The sequence below is a fragment of the Leptospira wolffii serovar Khorat str. Khorat-H2 genome (genome assembly GCF_000306115.2).
Taxonomy (GTDB): domain Bacteria; phylum Spirochaetota; class Leptospiria; order Leptospirales; family Leptospiraceae; genus Leptospira_B; species Leptospira_B wolffii.
Genome location: NZ_AKWX02000020.1, coordinates 249,980 through 269,755 on the forward strand (window position 1 = coordinate 249,980; position 19,776 = coordinate 269,755).

The 19,776-nt window shown below is 45.3% G+C and carries 15 protein-coding genes; 3 read left to right on the forward strand and 12 right to left on the reverse strand.

Annotation, left to right across the window (positions count from 1 at the left end; translation table 11 throughout):
• Positions 1-12 precede the first annotated feature (12 nt).
• The 6 genes from LEP1GSC061_RS14455 to LEP1GSC061_RS14480 form a co-directional block, all read right to left on the reverse strand.
• Complete coding sequence (locus tag LEP1GSC061_RS14455; RefSeq protein ID WP_084680517.1) at positions 13-2,148, reverse strand: DUF4139 domain-containing protein; 2,136 nt, start codon at positions 2,146-2,148, stop codon at positions 13-15.
• 115 nt (positions 2,149-2,263) lie between these two features.
• Entirely contained in the window at positions 2,264-3,556 is a 1,293-nt protein-coding gene (locus tag LEP1GSC061_RS14460; RefSeq protein ID WP_016546271.1) for a sterol desaturase family protein, read from the reverse strand.
• Between the two features lie 137 nt (positions 3,557-3,693).
• Positions 3,694-5,250, reverse strand: a complete 1,557-nt coding sequence (locus LEP1GSC061_RS14465) for an OmpP1/FadL family transporter (RefSeq protein WP_016546663.1) — start codon at positions 5,248-5,250, stop codon at positions 3,694-3,696.
• A 275-nt stretch (positions 5,251-5,525) separates the two neighbouring features.
• The gene (locus tag LEP1GSC061_RS14470; protein WP_016546096.1) at positions 5,526-7,445 is read right to left on the reverse strand and encodes a chloride channel protein; all 1,920 of its coding nucleotides are present in this window, start codon (positions 7,443-7,445) and stop codon (positions 5,526-5,528) included.
• Between the two features lie 11 nt (positions 7,446-7,456).
• Positions 7,457-8,254: a hypothetical protein gene (locus tag LEP1GSC061_RS14475; protein WP_016546492.1), complete on the reverse strand. Its 798-nt coding sequence runs from the start codon at positions 8,252-8,254 to the stop codon at positions 7,457-7,459.
• The gene (locus LEP1GSC061_RS14480; protein ID WP_016546851.1) at positions 8,254-9,117 is read right to left on the reverse strand and encodes a CPBP family intramembrane glutamic endopeptidase; all 864 of its coding nucleotides are present in this window, start codon (positions 9,115-9,117) and stop codon (positions 8,254-8,256) included. Before LEP1GSC061_RS14480 ends, LEP1GSC061_RS14475 begins: the two co-directional genes overlap by 1 nt.
• 79 nt (positions 9,118-9,196) lie before the next feature.
• On the opposite strand from LEP1GSC061_RS14480, the gene LEP1GSC061_RS14485 reads away from it, so the two are divergent.
• Both LEP1GSC061_RS14485 and LEP1GSC061_RS14490 read left to right on the forward strand, forming a co-directional pair.
• Positions 9,197-10,111 carry a M23 family metallopeptidase gene (locus tag LEP1GSC061_RS14485; protein WP_016546325.1) on the forward strand — a complete coding sequence of 305 codons (915 nt, stop codon included), beginning with the start codon at positions 9,197-9,199 and terminating at the stop codon, positions 10,109-10,111.
• Positions 10,111-11,211 (forward strand): SMP-30/gluconolactonase/LRE family protein, encoded by a 1,101-nt coding sequence (locus tag LEP1GSC061_RS14490; protein WP_016546635.1) that lies wholly within the window; start codon positions 10,111-10,113, stop codon positions 11,209-11,211. Before LEP1GSC061_RS14485 ends, LEP1GSC061_RS14490 begins: the two co-directional genes overlap by 1 nt.
• Before the next feature lie 54 nt (positions 11,212-11,265).
• On the opposite strand, the gene LEP1GSC061_RS14495 is transcribed toward LEP1GSC061_RS14490, so the two are convergent.
• The 6 genes from LEP1GSC061_RS14495 to LEP1GSC061_RS14520 are packed head-to-tail and all read right to left on the reverse strand — an operon-like array spanning position 11,266 to position 17,240.
• Positions 11,266-12,951 (reverse strand): NADPH-dependent assimilatory sulfite reductase hemoprotein subunit, encoded by a 1,686-nt coding sequence (locus LEP1GSC061_RS14495; protein WP_016546276.1) that lies wholly within the window; start codon positions 12,949-12,951, stop codon positions 11,266-11,268.
• A gap of 30 nt (positions 12,952-12,981) precedes the next feature.
• On the reverse strand, positions 12,982-13,581 hold the full coding sequence (locus LEP1GSC061_RS14500) for a precorrin-2 dehydrogenase/sirohydrochlorin ferrochelatase family protein (RefSeq protein ID WP_016546006.1): 600 nt from the start codon (positions 13,579-13,581) through the stop codon (positions 12,982-12,984).
• A complete protein-coding gene (gene cobA, locus LEP1GSC061_RS14505) occupies positions 13,578-14,354 on the reverse strand; it encodes a uroporphyrinogen-III C-methyltransferase (protein WP_016546451.1) in 777 nt (258 codons plus the stop codon). Before cobA ends, LEP1GSC061_RS14500 begins: the two co-directional genes overlap by 4 nt.
• Positions 14,355-14,359: 5 nt before the next feature.
• On the reverse strand, positions 14,360-15,604 hold the full coding sequence (locus LEP1GSC061_RS14510) for a sulfate adenylyltransferase subunit 1 (RefSeq protein ID WP_016546732.1): 1,245 nt from the start codon (positions 15,602-15,604) through the stop codon (positions 14,360-14,362).
• A complete protein-coding gene (gene cysD / locus LEP1GSC061_RS14515) occupies positions 15,604-16,512 on the reverse strand; it encodes a sulfate adenylyltransferase subunit CysD (protein WP_016545979.1) in 909 nt (302 codons plus the stop codon). The genes LEP1GSC061_RS14510 and cysD overlap by 1 nt, the downstream gene beginning before the upstream one ends.
• Positions 16,509-17,240 (reverse strand): phosphoadenylyl-sulfate reductase, encoded by a 732-nt coding sequence (locus tag LEP1GSC061_RS14520; protein ID WP_016546819.1) that lies wholly within the window; start codon positions 17,238-17,240, stop codon positions 16,509-16,511. Before LEP1GSC061_RS14520 ends, cysD begins: the two co-directional genes overlap by 4 nt.
• Before the next feature lie 547 nt (positions 17,241-17,787).
• Between LEP1GSC061_RS14520 and LEP1GSC061_RS14530 the strand changes: the two genes are divergently transcribed.
• Positions 17,788-19,752: a sulfatase gene (locus LEP1GSC061_RS14530; protein ID WP_016546120.1), complete on the forward strand. Its 1,965-nt coding sequence runs from the start codon at positions 17,788-17,790 to the stop codon at positions 19,750-19,752.
• Positions 19,753-19,776: the final 24 nt, after the last annotated feature.

Sequence of the window (19,776 nt, forward strand, 5' to 3'; positions counted from 1 at the left end):
TCTTTGCCTTCCTCAATAAGATCCGTTCCCGGAGGATTCCCGGAGAACATTATCCGCAGGATAAGATACTGTATATTCGAACTCTATTTTCTTGGTAGCTCCGGCGTTCAGCTCGAATTCGTAGGTCAGGATCCCTTCCTCCGATCTGCTAGTCGGAGTATCCGGACCGGGAGCCCATTTGATTTCCACACTATCGTCCACAGTGTACGGAATGCGATCGATCAAACGGACAGGAACCGTGCGACGCTTATTATTCTTAACCGCGATGGAAACCTTGTGACGCACCGTTTTCTTGCGAGAAATCAGGCCGGATTTATCCTCCAGTTTCTCTTCTCTCCTTTGCACCTTAATATCACGATCCGGCCCCAATTCCATACGGATCTTCTCACCCGGTTTCAGAGTGGAGACCGAAGTAGTTCCGAGTAGATTTTCTCCCGAATAAATCTCGAGAGGACCGGCAAGCAAAGGTTCCCTTTCCAAATTGGAGGAAACGACGGTTAAAAACACGTCCTCATTCGTTAAAGGAGAAGTTTCATAACCCGGTTGCACCGGAACAGTTCGCTTTCTTAAGAAGACTCGATTTAAAGTCCTATCGGAAGGGATTCTTTCTCTAGATTGAGCTATATAACGAAAATCGAATCCTTCCGAGGAAAGACCCGGTGAAATCAGATTATTGGAGTATTTCTTATCGGAATTCAACTGGGAAGAGCGATTCAATAGGCTTTGCACTTCCGATTCCAGTTCCTTCAATTCCTTTCTGGAACTTTCCCTAAGACCGGAAAATCTGCGTAAAGCCTCCTTACCGTAACGAATAGATTCCTCGTAGGAACCTCTATCGAAGGAATATTTTTGATTCGCGAGTTCTCCCTGAAGTCGATTCATATTCTCCTCTACTTGAAGAGAATTCGACCTGTCCTTAAAATTACCTTCGATTAGAGCCCGGGACTGCATGAGCGGACTATCATTCGCATTCTGATCGTAATCCTGTTGGCTCGCGTCCGCCTTACTTCTTCTTTGCATAACGTTCGCCGGAGCATTTTGCGCTTTCTTCTTCGCTTCTTTTTTGGGACTTGCGGAAGGAGCCGCATCCGCGGATCCCATAGCCGACTTTTCCGCCGCAGGATAATACTCGTCGTTTTCCTGAGTGACTACGGTCTTAGAAGCGATTCTTTGCTCCAAATATTCGGGAAGATCGATATCTTGGTTCGGGTTGGCTGTGGAAAATTCCAATCGAACTCCCTTCCAATCCTCTCCCGTTTCGTTTCTGACTAGAGCATGCCAACCGAGTTCGGCTTCCTGACCGTTCGGATGCAGTTCCAGAGTGTAGCGCGGATACCAAATCGCACCTCGAATCAGATATTTGTATTCGAAAGGAAAAGTGGCTGCGGAATCGGACTCCACATCGACGCGAATCTCTTTCCTACGAAGAGTATCCCCTTCCGCTAAATGGCCCAACTTAGTGGTAACGATATAAAATTCTTCCCGGATGCGATCCAGCTCTTCCAATTTGGAAAGACGGATCTTCGTATTTTCCTCCGCTAAATCGATAAAGGATTTCCTAAAAAGGGAAAAGTTCTCCGAGTCGATTTTTTCTTGGAAACCTTCCTCATCTCTCAACACGGGTTTAATCGATTTTAAAGACGCCTCCCAATCCAATAAGTCCTGTACTTCCCTGGATTTGGTACCTAAGGAGAGAAGAAGAGATTCCTTACGTTTTTCCAACTCTTCGGCTTCCTGGGACTTCTTCCTACGAGAAGCCTTCTCGAACACTCGGATCCCTTTGATTTTAAATTTCTTATTGGGATCGGTAAAAGTTACGATCACGCTTTTATCCAAAGAGGCGATAGGAATCTCGCCCAAGATCACTTCGGAACTTCCTGCGGGCAGTTTAACCTCCGTTTGGCGGGTGACATATACCAAGTCCGAGTACAAAAGCACGGAATCTATGCGAGCAAATGCCACCGGGATGGGATTCTTAGAGGACTTTTCCTCTTCGGTGACGGCAATAGGAGCCTCGCTTACTCCCGGTTCCGAACCCTGGGCACGAAATTCTCCGAAAGAAAAGAGAAGAACAAGAATCGAAAGTATTCGGTAAGAATAGAAGAAGGAATAGATTCGGGAATCGGCGGGAACTTTGGCGAATCGCATAAGTTCTATGGGAATATTCGCGAAAACGAGTCTCGTCAATTTATTTTCTAAGGGGAAACGAAAAGCGCCTCTGAAAGAGGCGCCGTATTTACAAGATATTTCCCGAGATTATAGCTTATACTGTCTTAGGAGAATATCCCTTAATACTGAAAAATCTCTTCTGTGAAATTAGGAATCCTCCCAAAACAGCAAACGAAACCAGCGCGACTTCCTTCATAAGAACGGGAAGATACTGAAGCATGGGTTGGGAGAGATAAACGGTCAGCTTTTCCACATGAGTAAAATCGAAAGGATACACGTAAGTAAGCGCGGCGATCGAAGCCAATCGGATCAATTCGGAAACCATCCCGGAAGTCTTCAATTCGAAGATAGCCCCTATATTCCATAATGTCCAAAGAATATAAAATCCCAGGACGACCATCTCCAAAAGAGGCAGTTCCTTTTTGAATTCGATATAGATCATGGAAGCGCCTATTCCGAAAAGGAACTGTAGGATCGTATAAATCGTCAGAGTATAAGGAATCTTGGTATCGAATTTCTTATAATTGGATCGATCGATCTCCGGAGGCACTACCGATTCTCCTAAGTCCGCAGGTTTCCAACCGGGAGGTTTGATCCATACTAAAAACTTGTTTTTCCAAGATTTGGTTTGCATGGACATCAGGATCAATTCTTCGAAATAATGGAACTGAGCCCATAAAGGACTCCAAGTTTGCATTGGCTTTACGATTCCGAAGATAGGCTCCTCTTCTTCCTCTTTGAAACTTCCGAACATCCTGTCCCAAACGGAAAATGTTCCCGCATAATTCTTATCTATGTATTTGGGATTTCTGCCGTGATGCACCCTATGTTGGGATGGAGTATTAAAGACCCATTCTATGATTCCGAGTTTGGGAATGGCACGGGTATGCAGCCAAAATTGATACGCAAAATTAATCTGTATGCAAAGCATGAACATGATCGGAGGAAATCCGAGAAAAGCCAAAGGAAGATAAAACGGAAGAGAGAAAGTGTTCTGGGTCACTCCCTGACGAAGTGCGACCGTAAAATTATAATCCTCGCTTTGGTGATGAGCCACATGAGACGCCCAGAAAATATTTATCTCATGTCCGTAACGATGGTACCAATAGTAAAAGAAATCGGCCAGAATGAAACAAAGCACCCACCCGATCCAGGAATCGTTGGAAATATTAAAAATCCCGAAACGGGAATAGATCCAAGTATAAACGGCCATCAACCCCAAGGTGATAAATACCGTGAACACCTGCATGAATACTCCGGCGCTCAGATTATTCACCGAGTCCTTGAATCGATACAGATCCTTAGAATTAAAAATCGAGAAGAATACTTCGACTAATACTAGTACGAAGAAAACGGGAGTCAGCAGTTCGATTATATTTTTTTCCATCTCTTAACCAGCCTAAACTCTCGCTGTAGCGTTCGATCGGTCAAGAAAAAGAATCGAGGCGAAATATTCTTCCGCCTCAGAGAGAGCTATTAGATAACAATTGTTACGAAGATAAACTTCGACTGAACAAAGTTCGTTTAAAAGAAGAGACTCACGGAGAAAGATAAGGACCAGATATAACCGCCATAGTTATAATTCGGGTTCCTTTCCGTAGGGATATATTTCGTTACTTCCACGCTTCTTAATTGTTGGTTCATGATCGCCAAATCGAAGATCACTGGATTCTTCAATCTATCCTTTAAGAAGGCGAAATTTCTTCCGCTGAAAAGATAGGAAATCCCGGCGCTATAGATCATGCGATCGTTGTCCATCCAGTTGTTCTCACCCGGATAATTCGGAACGGGAGAAGGTCTTTTTCCTATCCCTCCCCGGATCTTAAGAGAAGGGAGAAGGTGGTATTCTACCCCCATACGAATATTCATAGTATCGTGAAAGTTCAGGGGCTCGGAATATTTCTGCTTGGTTCTGGATAATTCGTAAAGACTCCAGATCTCCTTATTCGCATCTATATTCAAAAGAATTTTCTGATATGGTCTAAAGCCGACTCCGAAAGAATAAACTCTAGGATTGTATTGATCCAAAAGAGCCAGATCGAAATCCAATTGGATTCCCAAAAGAGTCGTCTGAGCTCTGGCAGGAATCGGATCGGCGGTCAGATACGTTTCTCTTTTATAAGAAGCTCCTAAATTCCATTTACCGTAAGTGAATTGGAGTCCGTAGGTAGGATTGATCATCGGCTTCAAGGTAAGAACCACCTGAGAATTGGCGCTTACCGGATCCGGAGAAATAGGAACGTCCTTGAGGAGAATCGCACCGGAACCTCCTGCTAAGGCGGTGATTCCCACCCCCGCGAACAAACGGTCTTTCCAAAGTTCCACTCCCACCCCGGCCATGATGGTAGGACGCTCGTCGCTTTTACCGGATTGAAGATATCTAGGAACCGTAGGGTTCTGATCGTTCACAACCATCAGGTTTCCGGAAGCGGGAACAATCGCGTTTAAACCGAAACGAATGGTTCTTCCTATATCGAAGATTTCGTTCAGGTTCATGGTAAAACCCAAACCGGTGAAACTATCATCAGGATTCTTAATATTCTCGTTCTTAGGAGCGTTATTCTTCAGAGTGGGATTCGCATAGGTTCCTAAGAATGTAACTTCGTGAAGAGGACGGTTCGGGCGCGGCAGAGGTCTGTAGGTGAACATCCCGTCTTTAAGATTGTACCAAGCTCTTTTATACCAAGGACCGGTGGCTCCGGGATCTTCTTTACCCGGTTCGGTGGAAAGCAAAGGTCCGTCTTGAGGAATCGGATTTCCTTTGTCGTCCTTGGGAACTTCTCCTCCATTAGCGGCGGCCGCAGCTTCTTTTTCCTTATCTCTTTGGTCCAGATAAGCGGAAAATAAATCCGCTTCGTTCATTCTTCCTAAACCCGCAACGTTATAGAAAACCGCGGAGGAATTATTTACCGTAGCCGTTACCGCACCGGCCATACCGCTGGCCGCAGGATGCGCCCCGTATATATCCCCGTAACTTCCCGCACTTAGATCCGATGTTCTAAGAACGAAACCTCCCAAAACCATAGCAAAAACGACCCTCGAGCCGTAGATAAATTTTCGTCCTGATAAAATGTTCCGCATTGTCCCTTCCTGATTGAACCAATCATTACTTTATCCCTAACAGTTAAAATTGGCTGATCTCTTTATTACACATCAGTTATTTTTTAAAAATATTCCGTATAATAGCGGAATGCCGAAAATTGTCCACCAAAATCAGAAAAACAGCCCCATAGTGAATTCTGCTGATAATTAATGAAAATAATAGATAATAATAGATAACTATACAATTTCAGAGAAGAATGAACGCTACATCTAACTTTTGGGAAAATTTAGGGGAATGGATTTGGGATTCGATTTTAGGAGCGATTCGTAGGTCGAGTTCTTTGAAAATATAAGGAGATAATATCCGCATATCGGAGATACCCCAGATACTTTCCCTCCTCTTCCACTGCGATCTTATCCATTCCGTTCTCCAGAAGCGCCTTAAATGCGGTGGCTAGACTGGTTTCCAAGGAAACGGGCGGAATAGAATGGTCCGTAACGTCTCCGACCAGTATCAGATTACCGGTCAGGTTCCTGCCCTCCGGCAACAAACGAATGCTCCTCAGAGAAAGCATTCCGTCGTATTTTCCGGAGTCATCCAACACGATATAATCGCTGGCGTTGATTTTTACGGATTCTTCCTCCAACTTGGAAAGGAGAATGGAGGACCGGGTAACGGCTATATTTCGCAGACTGCTTCGGATTTCTCCGATTCGTATCTCATCCAGTATATCCCGATTCATATCCCAATAATGCGCCGGAGACTGGAACCTAGTATTCTTCTGACTTTTATATAAATTGAACTTATGAGAAAGAACGAAGGTAAGAATCGAAACGATCATCAAAGGAGGAAGAAGATGATAACTCCCTATGATCTCGCAAATCATGACCATCCCGGCGATGGGAGCGCTAGCGATGCCGGCATAGAAGGCTCCCATTCCCACCAAAATAAAGGATGCAATCGAAACCTCGTAGCCTAGTACGATCTGAGCTAGAGTTCCCATAGCTCCGCCGAGCATTCCTCCTATAAATAAGGAAGGCCCGAACATTCCCGCGGAACCGCCGGTTCCTATCGTAAAGGAAGTGGTTACTATTTTAAAAAACGCTAAGAGCAAAAAGGAAACCAACACCAAAACATGTTTGTCGGACAGGAATAAGGGGATCATTCCCGGATTCGAAGAATTTTCCGCTCCGATTCCCGTGATCGCGGAGAAATAGGGACCTAGAGAGCTCTCGAGTATATAATTTCCTTCTAATACTCTTTGCAGAAAACCGGCACCCGTTCCGATCACTTCCGGGAGGAAGTATCCGACGATCCCGACCGGGATTCCTCCTATCGCCGGTTTGATCCAATTCGGAATCCTCCAAGAAGAGGACCAATTTTGAACCCGTCGGAAAATTCTTATCAGAAAACCTCCCGATAAATAGCATATGAATCCTAAGCATAGATAAAACAATAGTTCTTGGTAAGCTTGAAAGCCGATTTCCGAGACCTTATAAACTGCCCCGAATCCGTTCAAAGAAGAATAGGTTAGAAAAGCGGTAACCGAAGAAATTATACAAGGAACCAAGGAATCGCTTTCGATATCTTCTTTGTAGACCATTTCCACGGAAGTCAAGGCGCCTCCCAAGGGAGCATGAAAGATCGCACCGAGTCCTCCTGCCGTACCTGCGAGGAGCAGAGTTCTTCTAGCTCTAGCGCCTGCGTTAGTTAAGCTTGCTACCAAAGAACCGAATCCGGCTCCTATAAGCGAGATAGGCCCTTCTTTTCCACCGCTCCCTCCGGAAGCTAAAGTGAAGATAGTCGCTATGGATTTGATGACAGGAGTCTTAGGATCGATCTTTCCTTCCTTATTATGAAAGGAATCGATCAGGGAATCCGTACCGGTTCCGGAAGAGTCGGGAGAGAACTTATATACGATCCAGCCGGTGATCAAACCGCCGACTACCGGCAGAACTAGTAGAACCCATCTTCCCATCGCCAGAAAAGAAAAGGGTTCCAGGTCCACGAAGTATTCTCCTGCGGAGTGAGTGTTTTGGATTCCGGCCATGGAATCTAATGAAATATATTCCGCCCAAGCCAAGGCTCTGGAAAATAAAAACGCACCGAGTCCGGATACGATTCCAGTGACGATGCAGTAGAGATATAAGGATCTACGACCCTTGATTCTAAAATAAGAAGTAGTCTCCGAGTCCTCTTTCGGAAAGAAGATAGAGAACGCTTTTTTCAGCATGGCATATCTCTTCAGAAGGATTTGGAAGCGGAGATCTCCAAAATCCTATTATGAGTATAAGTGTCCTGCCATCCCCCTATCATCCGATAGATCCGAGGAAGCATTAATAATCCGATGAAAACGTCCGCACCCGGCGAATCCAACACGTTTCCGGAACGAGCCGGTTTAAAGAATAGTTTATCCAGATTGGAATTCTTTTCCATTGTGGTGGTCGCATAATAATAACCCAGTCCGGCGAGAAGCAAGTCCATGACGATATATCCGAACATTCCCTTCAAAGTGTCGGAACCTCCGTAAACGGGAGATTTGTAGGAATTATAATAAACGGAAGCGGCCGGCTGGATAAGAGCCAAAGATTCGCTCCATAAATAACTCTTATAGGAATACTCCGACTTAGGATCCAGAAGTCCGTCCGGTCCCTTAATTATGGTCAAGCCGCCTGTGATTTCTTTTTTGGTCAGCTCTTCCAAAAGAAAATTCCGAAACACTTTCTCTGCGCCCTTCTTTTGGGACTCGACGCGTACTAGACTCATCTTTTCCCTCTTTGCCAAACCCAAAACATAAACGTCTACAGAAAGAGGAGAATACCATTTGGAAACGTAGCGGGCCGAAAATCCCTTCGTGTTCTTATCGGATACTACGCGATCGAAAGTCATTCGATTCAATGCAGAGATGATTTTTGTATCGTTCTCCCCCGGCTCCCCATCCAATTCGAAGACTTCTCCGGCGTTTATGGAAACGGAAGAGTATAGAATGAGAAATGCGATCGCGCTTAAAGTCAGTATTTTACGTTTCTTTTTAACGTTCATTAAACCACCCGATTTCCGAGAAAGAATGCGGCAAGTAACATAGAACTATTGTAGGAAATATGCGCGGTGATTGGAATCCAAATATTTCCCGTCTTGATGTAGGATAGACCGAATGAAAATCCTACAAATGTTAAGAGAATTGGGCCTATCATCGATCTTTCGGGAGACATGTGAACCGCTCCGAAGACTAGGGACGTAATCACCAATCCGATATACGGATAATCCTTTTCCATGAAATACTTTAGAAAAAAGCCGCGAAAGAAAGTCTCCTCGAAAAGTCCCGCTCCGAAGCTAACGGAGAGAAATGCCCAGACTAATAGGTTCCAGTTTCCCTGAAGATGCTGGGTCAATAACGACTCCAGATAGCTCGGTTGGGGCTTTCCAACTAAGAAAAAGAGCAGCCCTCCGATCACATTGATAAAACAAAATGTGGCGAATCCGACCAATATTCCGGTCATCAGGGTATTGGCGCCTAAATTGTCTCCGAAATCGGCGACCTCGATCCTAGCTAACTTTCGGATAAATATATATGCGGGAAGAATAAAACAAAGCGCCCAAAGAATCCGATCGGAAGCAAGCAACCATGGTCTTTTCAAAACCATGAATTCGCTATAGTCTTTGATGGCTTTTTCAACGGAGGCCGGCTCGGTCCAAACTATCCCATGTCCGATCGGATCCGCGGAAATCGAAGGCTTTGCGAGATTCTGAACGGGGGCCCGAGAAGCCAAGGCCGTCTCGATTTGGAACTTTGCAACCTGTTGGTACAAAACGGTTCCGATTAAAAGCACGAAGAATTGGATCAAGAGCATTATAAAAATGTCTTTCGTTCGATTCTCTCTGGATTTTTCCTTTTCCAACTCCATCCGGGACCGGCTCCTCCAATCATTTCATCGCGAAATTTTGCGTCATTGTTTTTTTATTTCTGCCGACGATATTAAGGATATGTCTTCCTTCGCGAGACGCAACTTCGCCTTGATTCTTCTCGGAACCCTGGGTTGGAGTTCCAACGTCTTTGCAGTGTACGATACCGTCCCTCTTAAAAGTCTCGAGTATACCGACTCGAAGATAGTTCGAGTGAGAGAAGAAGTGAAATACAATCTTCAGGTCTCCGTCTCGAATCTGGAACAGAAGAATTTGGTTCCCCTTCGATTCTTAGTGTATAAGGTCGAGAAGAAGGACACGTTCTTCAAGATCATGGCAAGGACAGGAATGGACCTGGACACCTTGTCTTCCGTCAATCAGCTTGCTTCTCCCCAGGACATCTACCCGGGTATGGAGCTTTCTATCCCGAACATGAGAGGGGTATACGATTCCAGCGAACCGGAACCCGACGAGGCCTCACGTAGAAGAGTCGCATCCAAATTCCGCATATCCTCCAAATTCCTATACTATGATGACCAAAGGAAATCCTGGTTCGTTCCAGGAAGAGGGCTCCCCAAGGAAGAGAAAAATTTCTTTTACGGCCTAGCGTTCTCAGATCCGCTCGCAGACGAGGGTCGAGTGAGTTCCAAATTCGGAAGAAGAAAGGACCCGTTTACTAAGAAGGATACCTTTCACGGAGGAGTGGATTTAGCCGCGGAGGAAGGAACCCCCGTGTACGCCTCTGCGGATGGAACCGTTTCTTTCGCGGATCATAAAGGCGGTTACGGAAGTCTAATCGTTCTCAAGCATATCCTAGGTTACGAAACGAAATACGGACATCTCAGTAAGATGCTGGTCGCTCCGGGAACTAAGGTAAAGAAAGGGCAGTTGATCGGAGCCGTGGGAATGACCGGGCGAGCCACTGGTTTTCATCTGCACTTCGAAGTATTACGAAATAGTACCAGACAAAGACCGGTTTTCCAAGGTCATATCTGATGGTGAAACGATTCCTATTTCATCCGGTCGGAAGAATTCTATTCTCCCTTTTGTTCGTATTCTCCTCCTTCGGAATCGTAATCGGAATCGGATGGAACAAAACGGATCCGGCCTTTTACTCCGTGGACGAACCCATTTCCCAAAACGAAAAGGATGTACTCTTCTTTTCCAATGCGATCAATTCCAAGGAATCGATTTCACACCCATTCGGGATTGCAGTGGACCGCAAAGGCATTCTATATACGGGTTCTTCCGACGGAAACATCTACAGGATCAAGTCCGACGGAAGCGTGGAAGTATTCGCAAAAACTTCCGGCCGACCTCTCGGACTCGCCTTTGACGGAAAGGAGAATTTGGTCGCTTGCATATCCGGAGTGGGACTCGCCTTTTACGATTCGAACGGAAAAGAAAACATTCTAGTAAGAGAAGACGAGCAGGGAAACGCATTAGAAAATATTTATGGATTAGACATTGGATCCGACGGAACCGTCTATTTCACGCAAGTAAGCCAAAAATTTTCCTATCGAAATTCCTACTTGGAAGAATTGGAGTCCCAACCGAACGGACGAATCCTCTCCTATGATCCCAAGTCCCAAATCGTCAGCGTTTTATTGGAAGAAGTCTACCATCCCACGGGAATAGCGCTCTCCGGAGCCGAGGATTATCTCATCTACGGAGAGAAGTACAGGCATCGAATCACTCGGCTTTGGTTGAAAGGAGAGAAAAAGGGAAAGGATAGATTCTTCATCACTCATTTAGCGGGAAGTCCGGCCTTGATTCTTGCAGACAAAGAAAGTAATTTTTGGGTGGCCCTATCCTCTCCCAGACATGTTTTGATCGATAAGATCCAAGATAAACCGATCCTAAAAAGAATTTTGGCTTCCTTTCCGGCGATCTTGGGTCCTTCGGAAGGAGAATTAGCGTATGCGATTTCTCTAGATAAGAACGGAGACGTAAATCTTGCTTTAGTCGATCGGACTTCGGATATTTTAGGATCGATTACGGCTGTTTCGGAGTACGGAAGCGGACTCTTGCTTGTAGGAAATACGGAAGGAAAAATCTGGAAGTGGAAATTTCAAACTCTGGAGTCTTTCTTCTAAAAAAAGCGCCCGGGAATTCCGAGCGCCTTTCCTAAAACGGATACTAGACCGATATTACATCGATCCTAAAAGTTCCCGGAATTTCTCCAGAGGATGTCTTCCTACAAAGTCTCCGAATCTTTCGTTTTCTTTTCCTTCCTTCTTCCAAATCTCGAACGCTTTTTCGAGTTGGACGGAGATATCAGCGAAAGCGACTTTCTTAGCTACGTAGTCACCTACCTTGGTTCCTTCCGGATTACCTCCGAAAAAGAGGGAGTATTTACCTCCCGCCTGTTGCCCAACGATTCCCACTTCCGCGGAATAAGGACGGGCGCATCCGTTCGGACAACCGGTCATACGAACGATTGGCGCTCGATCGTTCAAATCCAGTTTATCTATGACGTTTTGAATGGATTCCAAGAGTTGAGGAAAACTTCTTTCGGATTCGGTTAACGCCAACCCGCAGGTAGGAAGAGCGGGACAAGCCAACGCCCTATCGTAAAGAGGTTTAGGAGAAGTGGGATCAATATTATATTTCTTTAACAGATCTTCTACTTTCTGACGGTCTTCCTTCTTGATTCCCATCAGAATCAAATCCTGATCCGCGGTAACCTGAACCGTAGGTTTAAAGGTAGAAATCACATCCTTAAGAGCGGTTTTCAAAGGTCTATCCGGAAAATTTTTGATCCTACCGGAGAGAGTATGAACTCCGAAGGACAGAGTTCCGTCCGTTCTTTCGGTCCAACCTAGATAATTCGGCGTCTCCCATTTTGGCAAAGATCTTTGGATGTCGAACTTAGCGCCGGATCTACGTTCCACTTCGGAGCGGAACCATTCTACTCCCTTTTCGGCCAATACGTATTTCAAACGAGCGTGCTTACGATTCGTGCGATCTCCGAAATCCCTGTGGGACGTTACGATACCTTCCGCCACCGAAATCAGATCTTTTGCGGGAATCCAGCCTAAAAGATCGGCCGCCCTAGGATAGGTTTCGGCTTTATTATGAGTCATTCCGAAACCGCCGCCCGCAAACACGAAATAACCGTCTATGGTGCCGCTTTCATCCACTGTTCCCGCAAAACCCATATCGTTCGAATAAAGATCTACGGTATTGTTTCCCGCCAGGGTTACCGCAATTTTGAATTTTCTAGGTAGATACGTTTTTCCGTAGATAGGATCGACTTCCTCCTCTACGTTCAATTGTTTCTCGCCTAACCATAGTTCTGCGTAAGCTCTGGACTTATATTTAAAATGATCGGAAATCAATTGAGCGACAGAATCCAACTGTGCCAATTCCTTAGTCCCCATCGGATTGATCGCTTGAGTTACGTTTCTAACTACGTCCCCGCAGGCACCCATAGTGGAAAGATTCACCTTGTCTACGGCCTGCATGATAGGACGAAGATCGACCAATCGAATCGTATGCATCTGGATGGATTGACGCGTCGTAAGACGAAGCGCTCCTCCTCCGAAGGAATCGCCTAGTTCATCCCAAACCAGGTATTGCTCGGAAGAAAGTCTTCCTCCCGGAATTCTGCCTCGAATCATGAACGAAGTAGGATTCTCTATGAAATCTCCGTTTTCGTCCTTGCGACGATCCCGGTCCTTTTGCTGGTACATCCCGTGGAACTTGATGAGCTGCTTGTCGTCCTCCTCAAATCCTTCGGCATTCGACTCGATAGCTTCGCCGATTTTTCCTCGTAATCCCCTGGAAGCGGTTTTGATATGCTCGACTTCGCTCAATTCTTGTTGTTCTGACATAGATCTCTTTCGTCCTTATTTATCAGCATATTATGATTTCGTTGTATAAGAGAGGTATTTTTCCCTAAACTCTCCGAGCAGGCCCTTTAATGCGGCCTTTCTAACGTTAGAATCTCCGATTTTAACTTTTGCGAGTTCTCTGATTTTCAGAAGTTCTTCCAATTCCTCGTCGTGTTCCTCGGGAAGAATTTCGCTCACTAAAGTCCGAATCGTTCCCGCTAAACCCGCAAATTTCCCCTGAGTGGAAAAAGCCACTCGAACGGGTCCTCGATCGAAATAGGCGGCGGAATAAAAATCGCAGAATCTCGGATCGTCGACGCAATTAATCCAAATATTTTTTCGATTCGCATACTCGACCAAGGAACGGTTCGTTTCCGAATCGTTGGTGGCGGAATAAACCAAATGATAACCGTCCAGATCTTCCGATCGAACAGCCCTTTCTAATTTTCTAGCGGTCTCGTCCTTTTCCAACAGCGCGGAAACTTCGGCCTTGAACTGCTTGGATATTACCGTCAAATAGCAACCTGTCTTCAGAAGATGTTGCAGTTTCTCCAAGGCGACGTTGCCCCCGCCTACGACCAAAACCTTTTTGCCGTCCAATTTTAAGAATGCGGGAAGAAGTTCACTCATGGCCTTCCTCCGAACGAATCCGAATATCCGAGAACCGATTCTCCGGAGATTTGAGAAAGATGGACCACGGGACCGATATAGATGATGCCGGGACCGGAAGTTTTTTTGGACAGTCCTTCGTAGGAAGTCCTACCTAAATCGGAGATAGTAACACATTGATCTTCCAGACTAGCGTTCTCCACCATAGCCACGGGTAAAGAAGGAGACGCTCCATTCTCTATCAATTTCATAGCTATCTTTTGGATCGAAGAAGTTCCCATGAAGAGAGCGATGGTCCCTTTAAAATGAGCGAACCAAGCCCAGTCCGTATTCTCTTGGAGAACGGTATGCCCGTCCATGATCAACACTTGTCTGGACAAACCGCGATGAGTCAGAGGAAAGCCCGCACCCGAAGAACCCGCGGACAAAGAACTTACTCCGGGAACAATTTCGTAAGCGATACCGTTATTGCGAAGAGCGATCAACTCCTCTCCTCCCCTTCCGAAAACGAACGGATCGCCTCCTTTCAGACGCACGACGGTGTGTCCGGCCTTTCCATAGCGAATCAATAAGTCCTGGATCTCTTCCTGGGTCGCGGAATGCTGCCCCGCTCTTTTTCCTACATAATGCACTATTGCAGAACTCGGAAAATACTCCAAAAATTCCGGATCCAAAAGAGCGTCGTATAAAATTACATCCGCTTTTTCTAATATTTTTAAGGCACGCAACGTCATCAGATCCGGATTTCCCGGACCGGCTCCGACCAGATAGACTTTGCCTACCTTATTTTCCAACGATTCTACTCCGCGGGACCCACGATCATGCCGGCACCTACGGTATTATTGGTGCCTTCATCCACTAGTACGAAACTTCCCGTGCCTCGATTCACCGAATACGGATCGAAAGAGACCGGCTTCGCAGTTCGAATCTTGATTCTTCCGATCTCGTTCAAACCGAGTTGAGCGGCCTCCAATTTTTGGTGGGTCTGGGTCTCCACTCTAAAGGAGATTTCCCTTACTGCGGACTTTACGGAATTGGTAGTCTGACGCAGCAGATATTTATTTCCGGGAACCAAGGCCTTAGTATCCATCCAACAAATATCGGCCTCTATGTCTTGGGAAACGGTAGGAAGATGTCCGCTCGTTACGATTAAATCCCCTCTGCTGATATCGATTTCATCCTCGAGAAGAATGGAGACCGACATGGGAGCATAAGCTTCTTCGACTTGTTTCTCGAAGGTTTCGATCGATTTGATTTTGGAATGTAGTCCGCTAGGCAATACGGTGATCTCGTCCCCTTTCTTGAAGACTCCGCTTCTGATCTGCCCCGCATAACCTCTGTAATCATGAAAGGCTTCCGTTTGAGGACGCACAACATATTGAACGGGAAAACGAGGCTCGTGTTTGTGTTCGTCCTCTTCTAATTTCAGATCTTCCAGATATCCGAGTAGGGTATTACCTGTCCACCAAGACATATTCGCGGATTGATCTACGATATTATCCCCGTTTAAAGCGGAGATGGGAATGAATTCCAGACCCTTAAAATCCAAGTCGGAAGCGAATTCCTTGTATTCATTACGAATGGCTTCGAAACGCTCCTGAGAGAATTCGACCAGGTCCATCTTATTTACACAAACCACGATATGCGGAATTCTTAATAAAGAAGCGATATAAGAATGTCTGTAGGTCTGCTCGATGACTCCTTTTCTCGCATCCACCAAAATAATGGCGAGGTCCGAGTTGGAGGCGCCGGTAACCATATTACGGGTGTATTGAACATGACCGGGGGCGTCGGCGATAATGAACTTTCTTTTAGGAGTGGAGAAATATTTATAAGCGACGTCGATCGTAATTCCTTGTTCCCTCTCCGCCTTTAAACCGTCGGTGAGTAAAGCCAGATTGATCTGTCCGTTTACCTGCCCGGTTTTTTCTATCGCCTCAAGCTGGTCCTGGAACACGGATTTACTATCGTATAAAAGCCTTCCTATCAGGGTGGATTTTCCGTCGTCCACGCTACCCGCAGTAATAAAACGTAATAAATCCATCAGAAATAACCGCCTCTTTTTCTCTCTTCCATCGCGGCTTCGGAGCGTTTATCGTCCAATCTGGAACCGCGTTCCGTGGTTCGGGAAGTTTGGATCTCGCGAATGATATCGTCCAGGGAATTAGCCTCCGATTCCACGGCGGCGGTGCAGGTCATATCTCCTACGGTTCTAAATCGAACCGTCTTCTCTTCCACCTTATCGGAAGAGTCCAAAGATACGAATTTGGAGACCGGAAAAACCACATTTTCTCTCCAAACAATCTGACGCTTATGAGAAAAATATAATGAAGGCAGCGGGATATTTTCGGACCGGATATATTCCCAAACATCCAACTCGGTCCAGTTGCTTATCGGAAATACCCGAACGTTTTCACCGACATGAATCTTGCCGTTATAGATATTCCAAAGTTCGGGCCTCTGTAATTTGGGATCCCAGCCTCCGAACTCGTCTCTCACGGAAAAGACTCTTTCCTTAGCTCTGGCCTTTTCCTCGTCCCTTCTCGCTCCGCCTATGCATGCGTCGAACTTGAATTCCGCGATCGTATCCAGGAGGGTAACTGTTTGGATCGCATTCCTACTCGGAAACTTTCCCTTTTCCTCCACCGCTTTTCCTTGGTCGATGGAATCCTGAACATATCTAACGATCAGCTTCTCACCGATTCTCTCGGCAAGATCATCGCGAAATTGTAATGCTTCCGGAAAATTATGACCGGTATCGATATGAACCAACGGAAACGGAAACTTACCAGGTCGAAAAGCCTTGAGAGCCAGATGCACAAGAGTAATGGAATCCTTTCCTCCGGAAAATAATAGCGCGGGCCTTTCGAATTGGGCCGCGACTTCCCTCAGAATATAAATGGATTCCGCCTCCAATTGTTGGAGATGAGACAAACGAGTTCGAGTCGTCATGCTGTAGATCCTTTCTTTCTCACCAGTTTTCCGTCCACCCAATGCAAGCCGCATTCCTTAGTGGCTTCGTTTTCCCACCACCAACGTCCCGCCCGGAAATCCTCTCCAGGAAGCACGGCTCTAGTACAAGGAGCGCATCCTATGCTAGGAAATCCCTTATCGTGCAGTGGATTATACGGAATACGTTTTTCTTCCACATAGCTTTGCACTTTTTCCCAGGACCAATCCAGAATAGGATGGAATTTCAAAATATCCCGGGCGGCATCCAGCTCGACGGAAGGAAGATTTTCCCGAGAACCCGATTGTTCGTTTCGGATTCCCGTGATCCAAATTTTCGCGCCGACAAGAGCGCGGTTCAATGGAACGACTTTGCGAATATGACAGCATTCTTTCCGATTTTCAATGGAATCGTAAAACGAGTCCGGCCCTTTTTCGTTAACCAGGGCCTCCACCGCATCGGAATCCGGAAAGAAGGTTTGTATCTTCTTTCCGTACATGGCGTTTGTCCTCTTATGCAGCTCGTAGGTCTCGCTGAATAATCTGCCGGTATCCAAAGTAAAGACTCGGATATCCAGATTTTGCGAATAGATCGCGTGAGTGATCACCTGATCTTCCAAACCGAAACTCGTGGAGAATACGACCTGACCCGGGAATTCCTTGGCGAGAACGGCCAGGGATTCCTCTAGACCCAAGCCTCGGATCTTGTTTGCCAGGTCGATCGGGCTCATACGACGCACACCTTCAAGATTTCAGAGCAAAAAGTAGACATAGCCAATATAATGTACCAAAGTTTTATATATTGGATTATTTGTAAAGTATAGTTGATTCTACATTACAAGCTTCCCCAAAGAAGGAGGAGAGAATAGAGATTTTTTCTCAATCTTAGAAAAACCAACGGATTCGGCTCATTTTCTTTAGCTTTCATTTGATTTCGTGAAATTTTTTATTATGTCGCTTATAGAAACTCTAACCGACGAGCAGGCATGAATATCGCCGAATGCATCCGCCCTTAGAAAATCCGAGTTGGAGGAACCCGAAATCCTATTAGAAAATTCTAAAATTCTCGAGGATTCGCATGATAAGAATAACACATGATATAAAAAAATTCCAATATGCGCTCTTCGAAAGAAAGAAACCCCGCTATTATAAAAAAGACCCGAAACGCAAGATGAACAGCGGTCTAAATTCGACTCGATTCGATTGAAATTCGTTCTCTTTTTTTCTTTTCTTTCATGTAATTGACGACTTACATTCTGTCTAAATCCTTGGAAAAAGATGGGATACAATAAAAATAGAATAATGGGGATGGTTTGCAAGTATTCCATCTGGGTGCTTCCGATTCTGATTCTCTCGACGGACTTCATTGTCAGGGACGAAATTCTTCCGAATTTCAAACCTCTGCAGTGGGCCTTCTATGTACTTTCCTTTATATACTCGCTGATTCTGTATTCTGCTGTCATAATTCTTCTTAGATCCCTGTACCAACTCGGTTCCAAGATCGCTTATTGGATCTCCTTGGCTCTAATCACGTTATTCTATACCTCGTCTATAATCGGGTCTTACGGTTATTATTCCTTCACGGGAATCATGCCTAACTTCTTCGTATTTTCCTTCATTTTTCACGAACCCTTAAATAGTTGGGCGATTTTCCAAGGCGGATTCACCCGTTATAGTTTTATCTTATCTCTCGGGCTTTTCGTTCTCATAGGTTTTGCACTTTGGCAGACCACCATTCTGCCTCCGTTAAAATACAGATTCCAGTCTATCGTGAGAGTGGGAGTCGTAGTCGTATTCTTAACGATCAGCGGATTTCTGCACAATAATACCCGATTCAACGATCAGGTTTACGTCGCCGATACGAATACGATCGCATTCGTCTGGAGAAATCTGTACAATCACATAACGGGCGATAGTCTAGGATCGGCGGGCCTCCAGTCCCGAAATAAGCCGCGTCTGGGTCAGATCGCAAACTCGCCCAATTTCAACGTATTATTCATCATAACGGAAAGTTTAAGAAGATCCAGCCTGGGCGTGTACGGATACGAAAGGAATACGAGCCCTTTTATGGATCAGCTTTCGAAGGAAGCGGATCGTAACCGTTATTTCCTATTCAAAAAAGCCTATTCTAATTCCAGCTCGACTCTACTTTCTTTTCCGAGCATTCTTACCGGAGTTTCCCCCTCCCAGCCTATTTCTATGACACATACGTATCCTCTTTTTTGGGAATATGGAAAGGCGGCAAATCTCTCCACCTTCTATATCACGAGTCATAACCTGCAATGGAATAATTTCGAAGGCTTCTTTAGGAATTCCGGAATCGATTTCCTTTGGGATAAGGAAAAAAGCGGTCTCAAGATCTTTAACGATATCGGTATCGACGATCGAGAAACCGTAAAAGAATTTAAACGTAAGATCTCTGAATTAAAGGCGGATCGTAAAAAATTCGCGGGAGTTCTTCATTTCAACACCAATCATTTTCCTTATATCGTTCCGGAGGAATCCTTGGTATTTCCGGTCCAATCGGTTCCGGATCAATACGATAATTCCGTAAGACATCTAGATAGTCTTCTCGAAGACGTTTACGGTTATCTGAAAGAAGAAGGCCTACTCGAAAACACCGTGGTTCTATTCACTTCCGATCATGGGGAGTCTCTTTTCGAACATGAGTATCTAGGGCATATAGACAGCAATTATATCGAAACCGTTTCCATCCCTATGTTGGTTTATATTCCGCCCGTTTTACAGGAAAAAGTAAACTCACAGGCTCTCAGGAGGAACACGGATAAATTGGTGGCCAACACGGATTTGATTCCTACCGTTATCGATCTTCTGGATTTGGAAACGAACTCTAACGTTAAAAATTATACTAGTCACTTAGAAGGAAAGTCGCTGCTGCGCGATATTTACGGAAACAGAAGAATCATCATCACGAATAATAACGAAATCTCTTTGTACAAAGTAGGAATTAGCTATATCAAAGGGAATTATCATTATATGATGAATCTGACTTCTTTACCCGCTAAAGAAAAGCTCTTCGATATATCCGTCGATCCTAAGGAACTTAAGGATCTTTGGGTAAGTACGAGCGAGGAAAACAAAATTTACTTCAGGGAAGAAGTGAAGGATTGCGATGTTTGCGTGGAATTATTCACCTCTCAAAATCTTCCCTATATTCACCGGAACCAGGCCGTAAAAACGGCTTCTATAAAGAATAAAGCGGAAGCCGCGGATTCCTTTTAAGCATTCCGGCAAGGAGGCCTTACT

Excerpts from the sequence above, each read along its gene's own strand:
- LEP1GSC061_RS14455 (WP_084680517.1), bottom strand. The coding sequence starts at position 2,148 with ATGCGATTCGCCAAAGTTCCCGCCGATTCCCGAATCTATTCCTTCTTC.
- LEP1GSC061_RS14460 (WP_016546271.1), bottom strand. The coding sequence starts at position 3,556 with ATGGAAAAAAATATAATCGAACTGCTGACTCCCGTTTTCTTCGTACTA.
- LEP1GSC061_RS14465 (WP_016546663.1), bottom strand. The coding sequence starts at position 5,250 with ATGCGGAACATTTTATCAGGACGAAAATTTATCTACGGCTCGAGGGTC.
- LEP1GSC061_RS14470 (WP_016546096.1), bottom strand. The coding sequence starts at position 7,445 with ATGCTGAAAAAAGCGTTCTCTATCTTCTTTCCGAAAGAGGACTCGGAG.
- LEP1GSC061_RS14475 (WP_016546492.1), bottom strand. The coding sequence starts at position 8,254 with ATGAACGTTAAAAAGAAACGTAAAATACTGACTTTAAGCGCGATCGCA.
- LEP1GSC061_RS14480 (WP_016546851.1), bottom strand. The coding sequence starts at position 9,117 with ATGGAGTTGGAAAAGGAAAAATCCAGAGAGAATCGAACGAAAGACATT.
- LEP1GSC061_RS14485 (WP_016546325.1), top strand. The coding sequence starts at position 9,197 with ATGTCTTCCTTCGCGAGACGCAACTTCGCCTTGATTCTTCTCGGAACC.
- LEP1GSC061_RS14490 (WP_016546635.1), top strand. The coding sequence starts at position 10,111 with ATGGTGAAACGATTCCTATTTCATCCGGTCGGAAGAATTCTATTCTCC.
- LEP1GSC061_RS14495 (WP_016546276.1), bottom strand. The coding sequence starts at position 12,951 with ATGTCAGAACAACAAGAATTGAGCGAAGTCGAGCATATCAAAACCGCT.
- LEP1GSC061_RS14500 (WP_016546006.1), bottom strand. The coding sequence starts at position 13,581 with ATGAGTGAACTTCTTCCCGCATTCTTAAAATTGGACGGCAAAAAGGTT.
- LEP1GSC061_RS14510 (WP_016546732.1), bottom strand. The coding sequence starts at position 15,604 with ATGGATTTATTACGTTTTATTACTGCGGGTAGCGTGGACGACGGAAAA.
- cysD (WP_016545979.1), bottom strand. The coding sequence starts at position 16,512 with ATGACGACTCGAACTCGTTTGTCTCATCTCCAACAATTGGAGGCGGAA.
- LEP1GSC061_RS14520 (WP_016546819.1), bottom strand. The coding sequence starts at position 17,240 with ATGAGCCCGATCGACCTGGCAAACAAGATCCGAGGCTTGGGTCTAGAG.
- LEP1GSC061_RS14530 (WP_016546120.1), top strand. The coding sequence starts at position 17,788 with ATGGGATACAATAAAAATAGAATAATGGGGATGGTTTGCAAGTATTCC.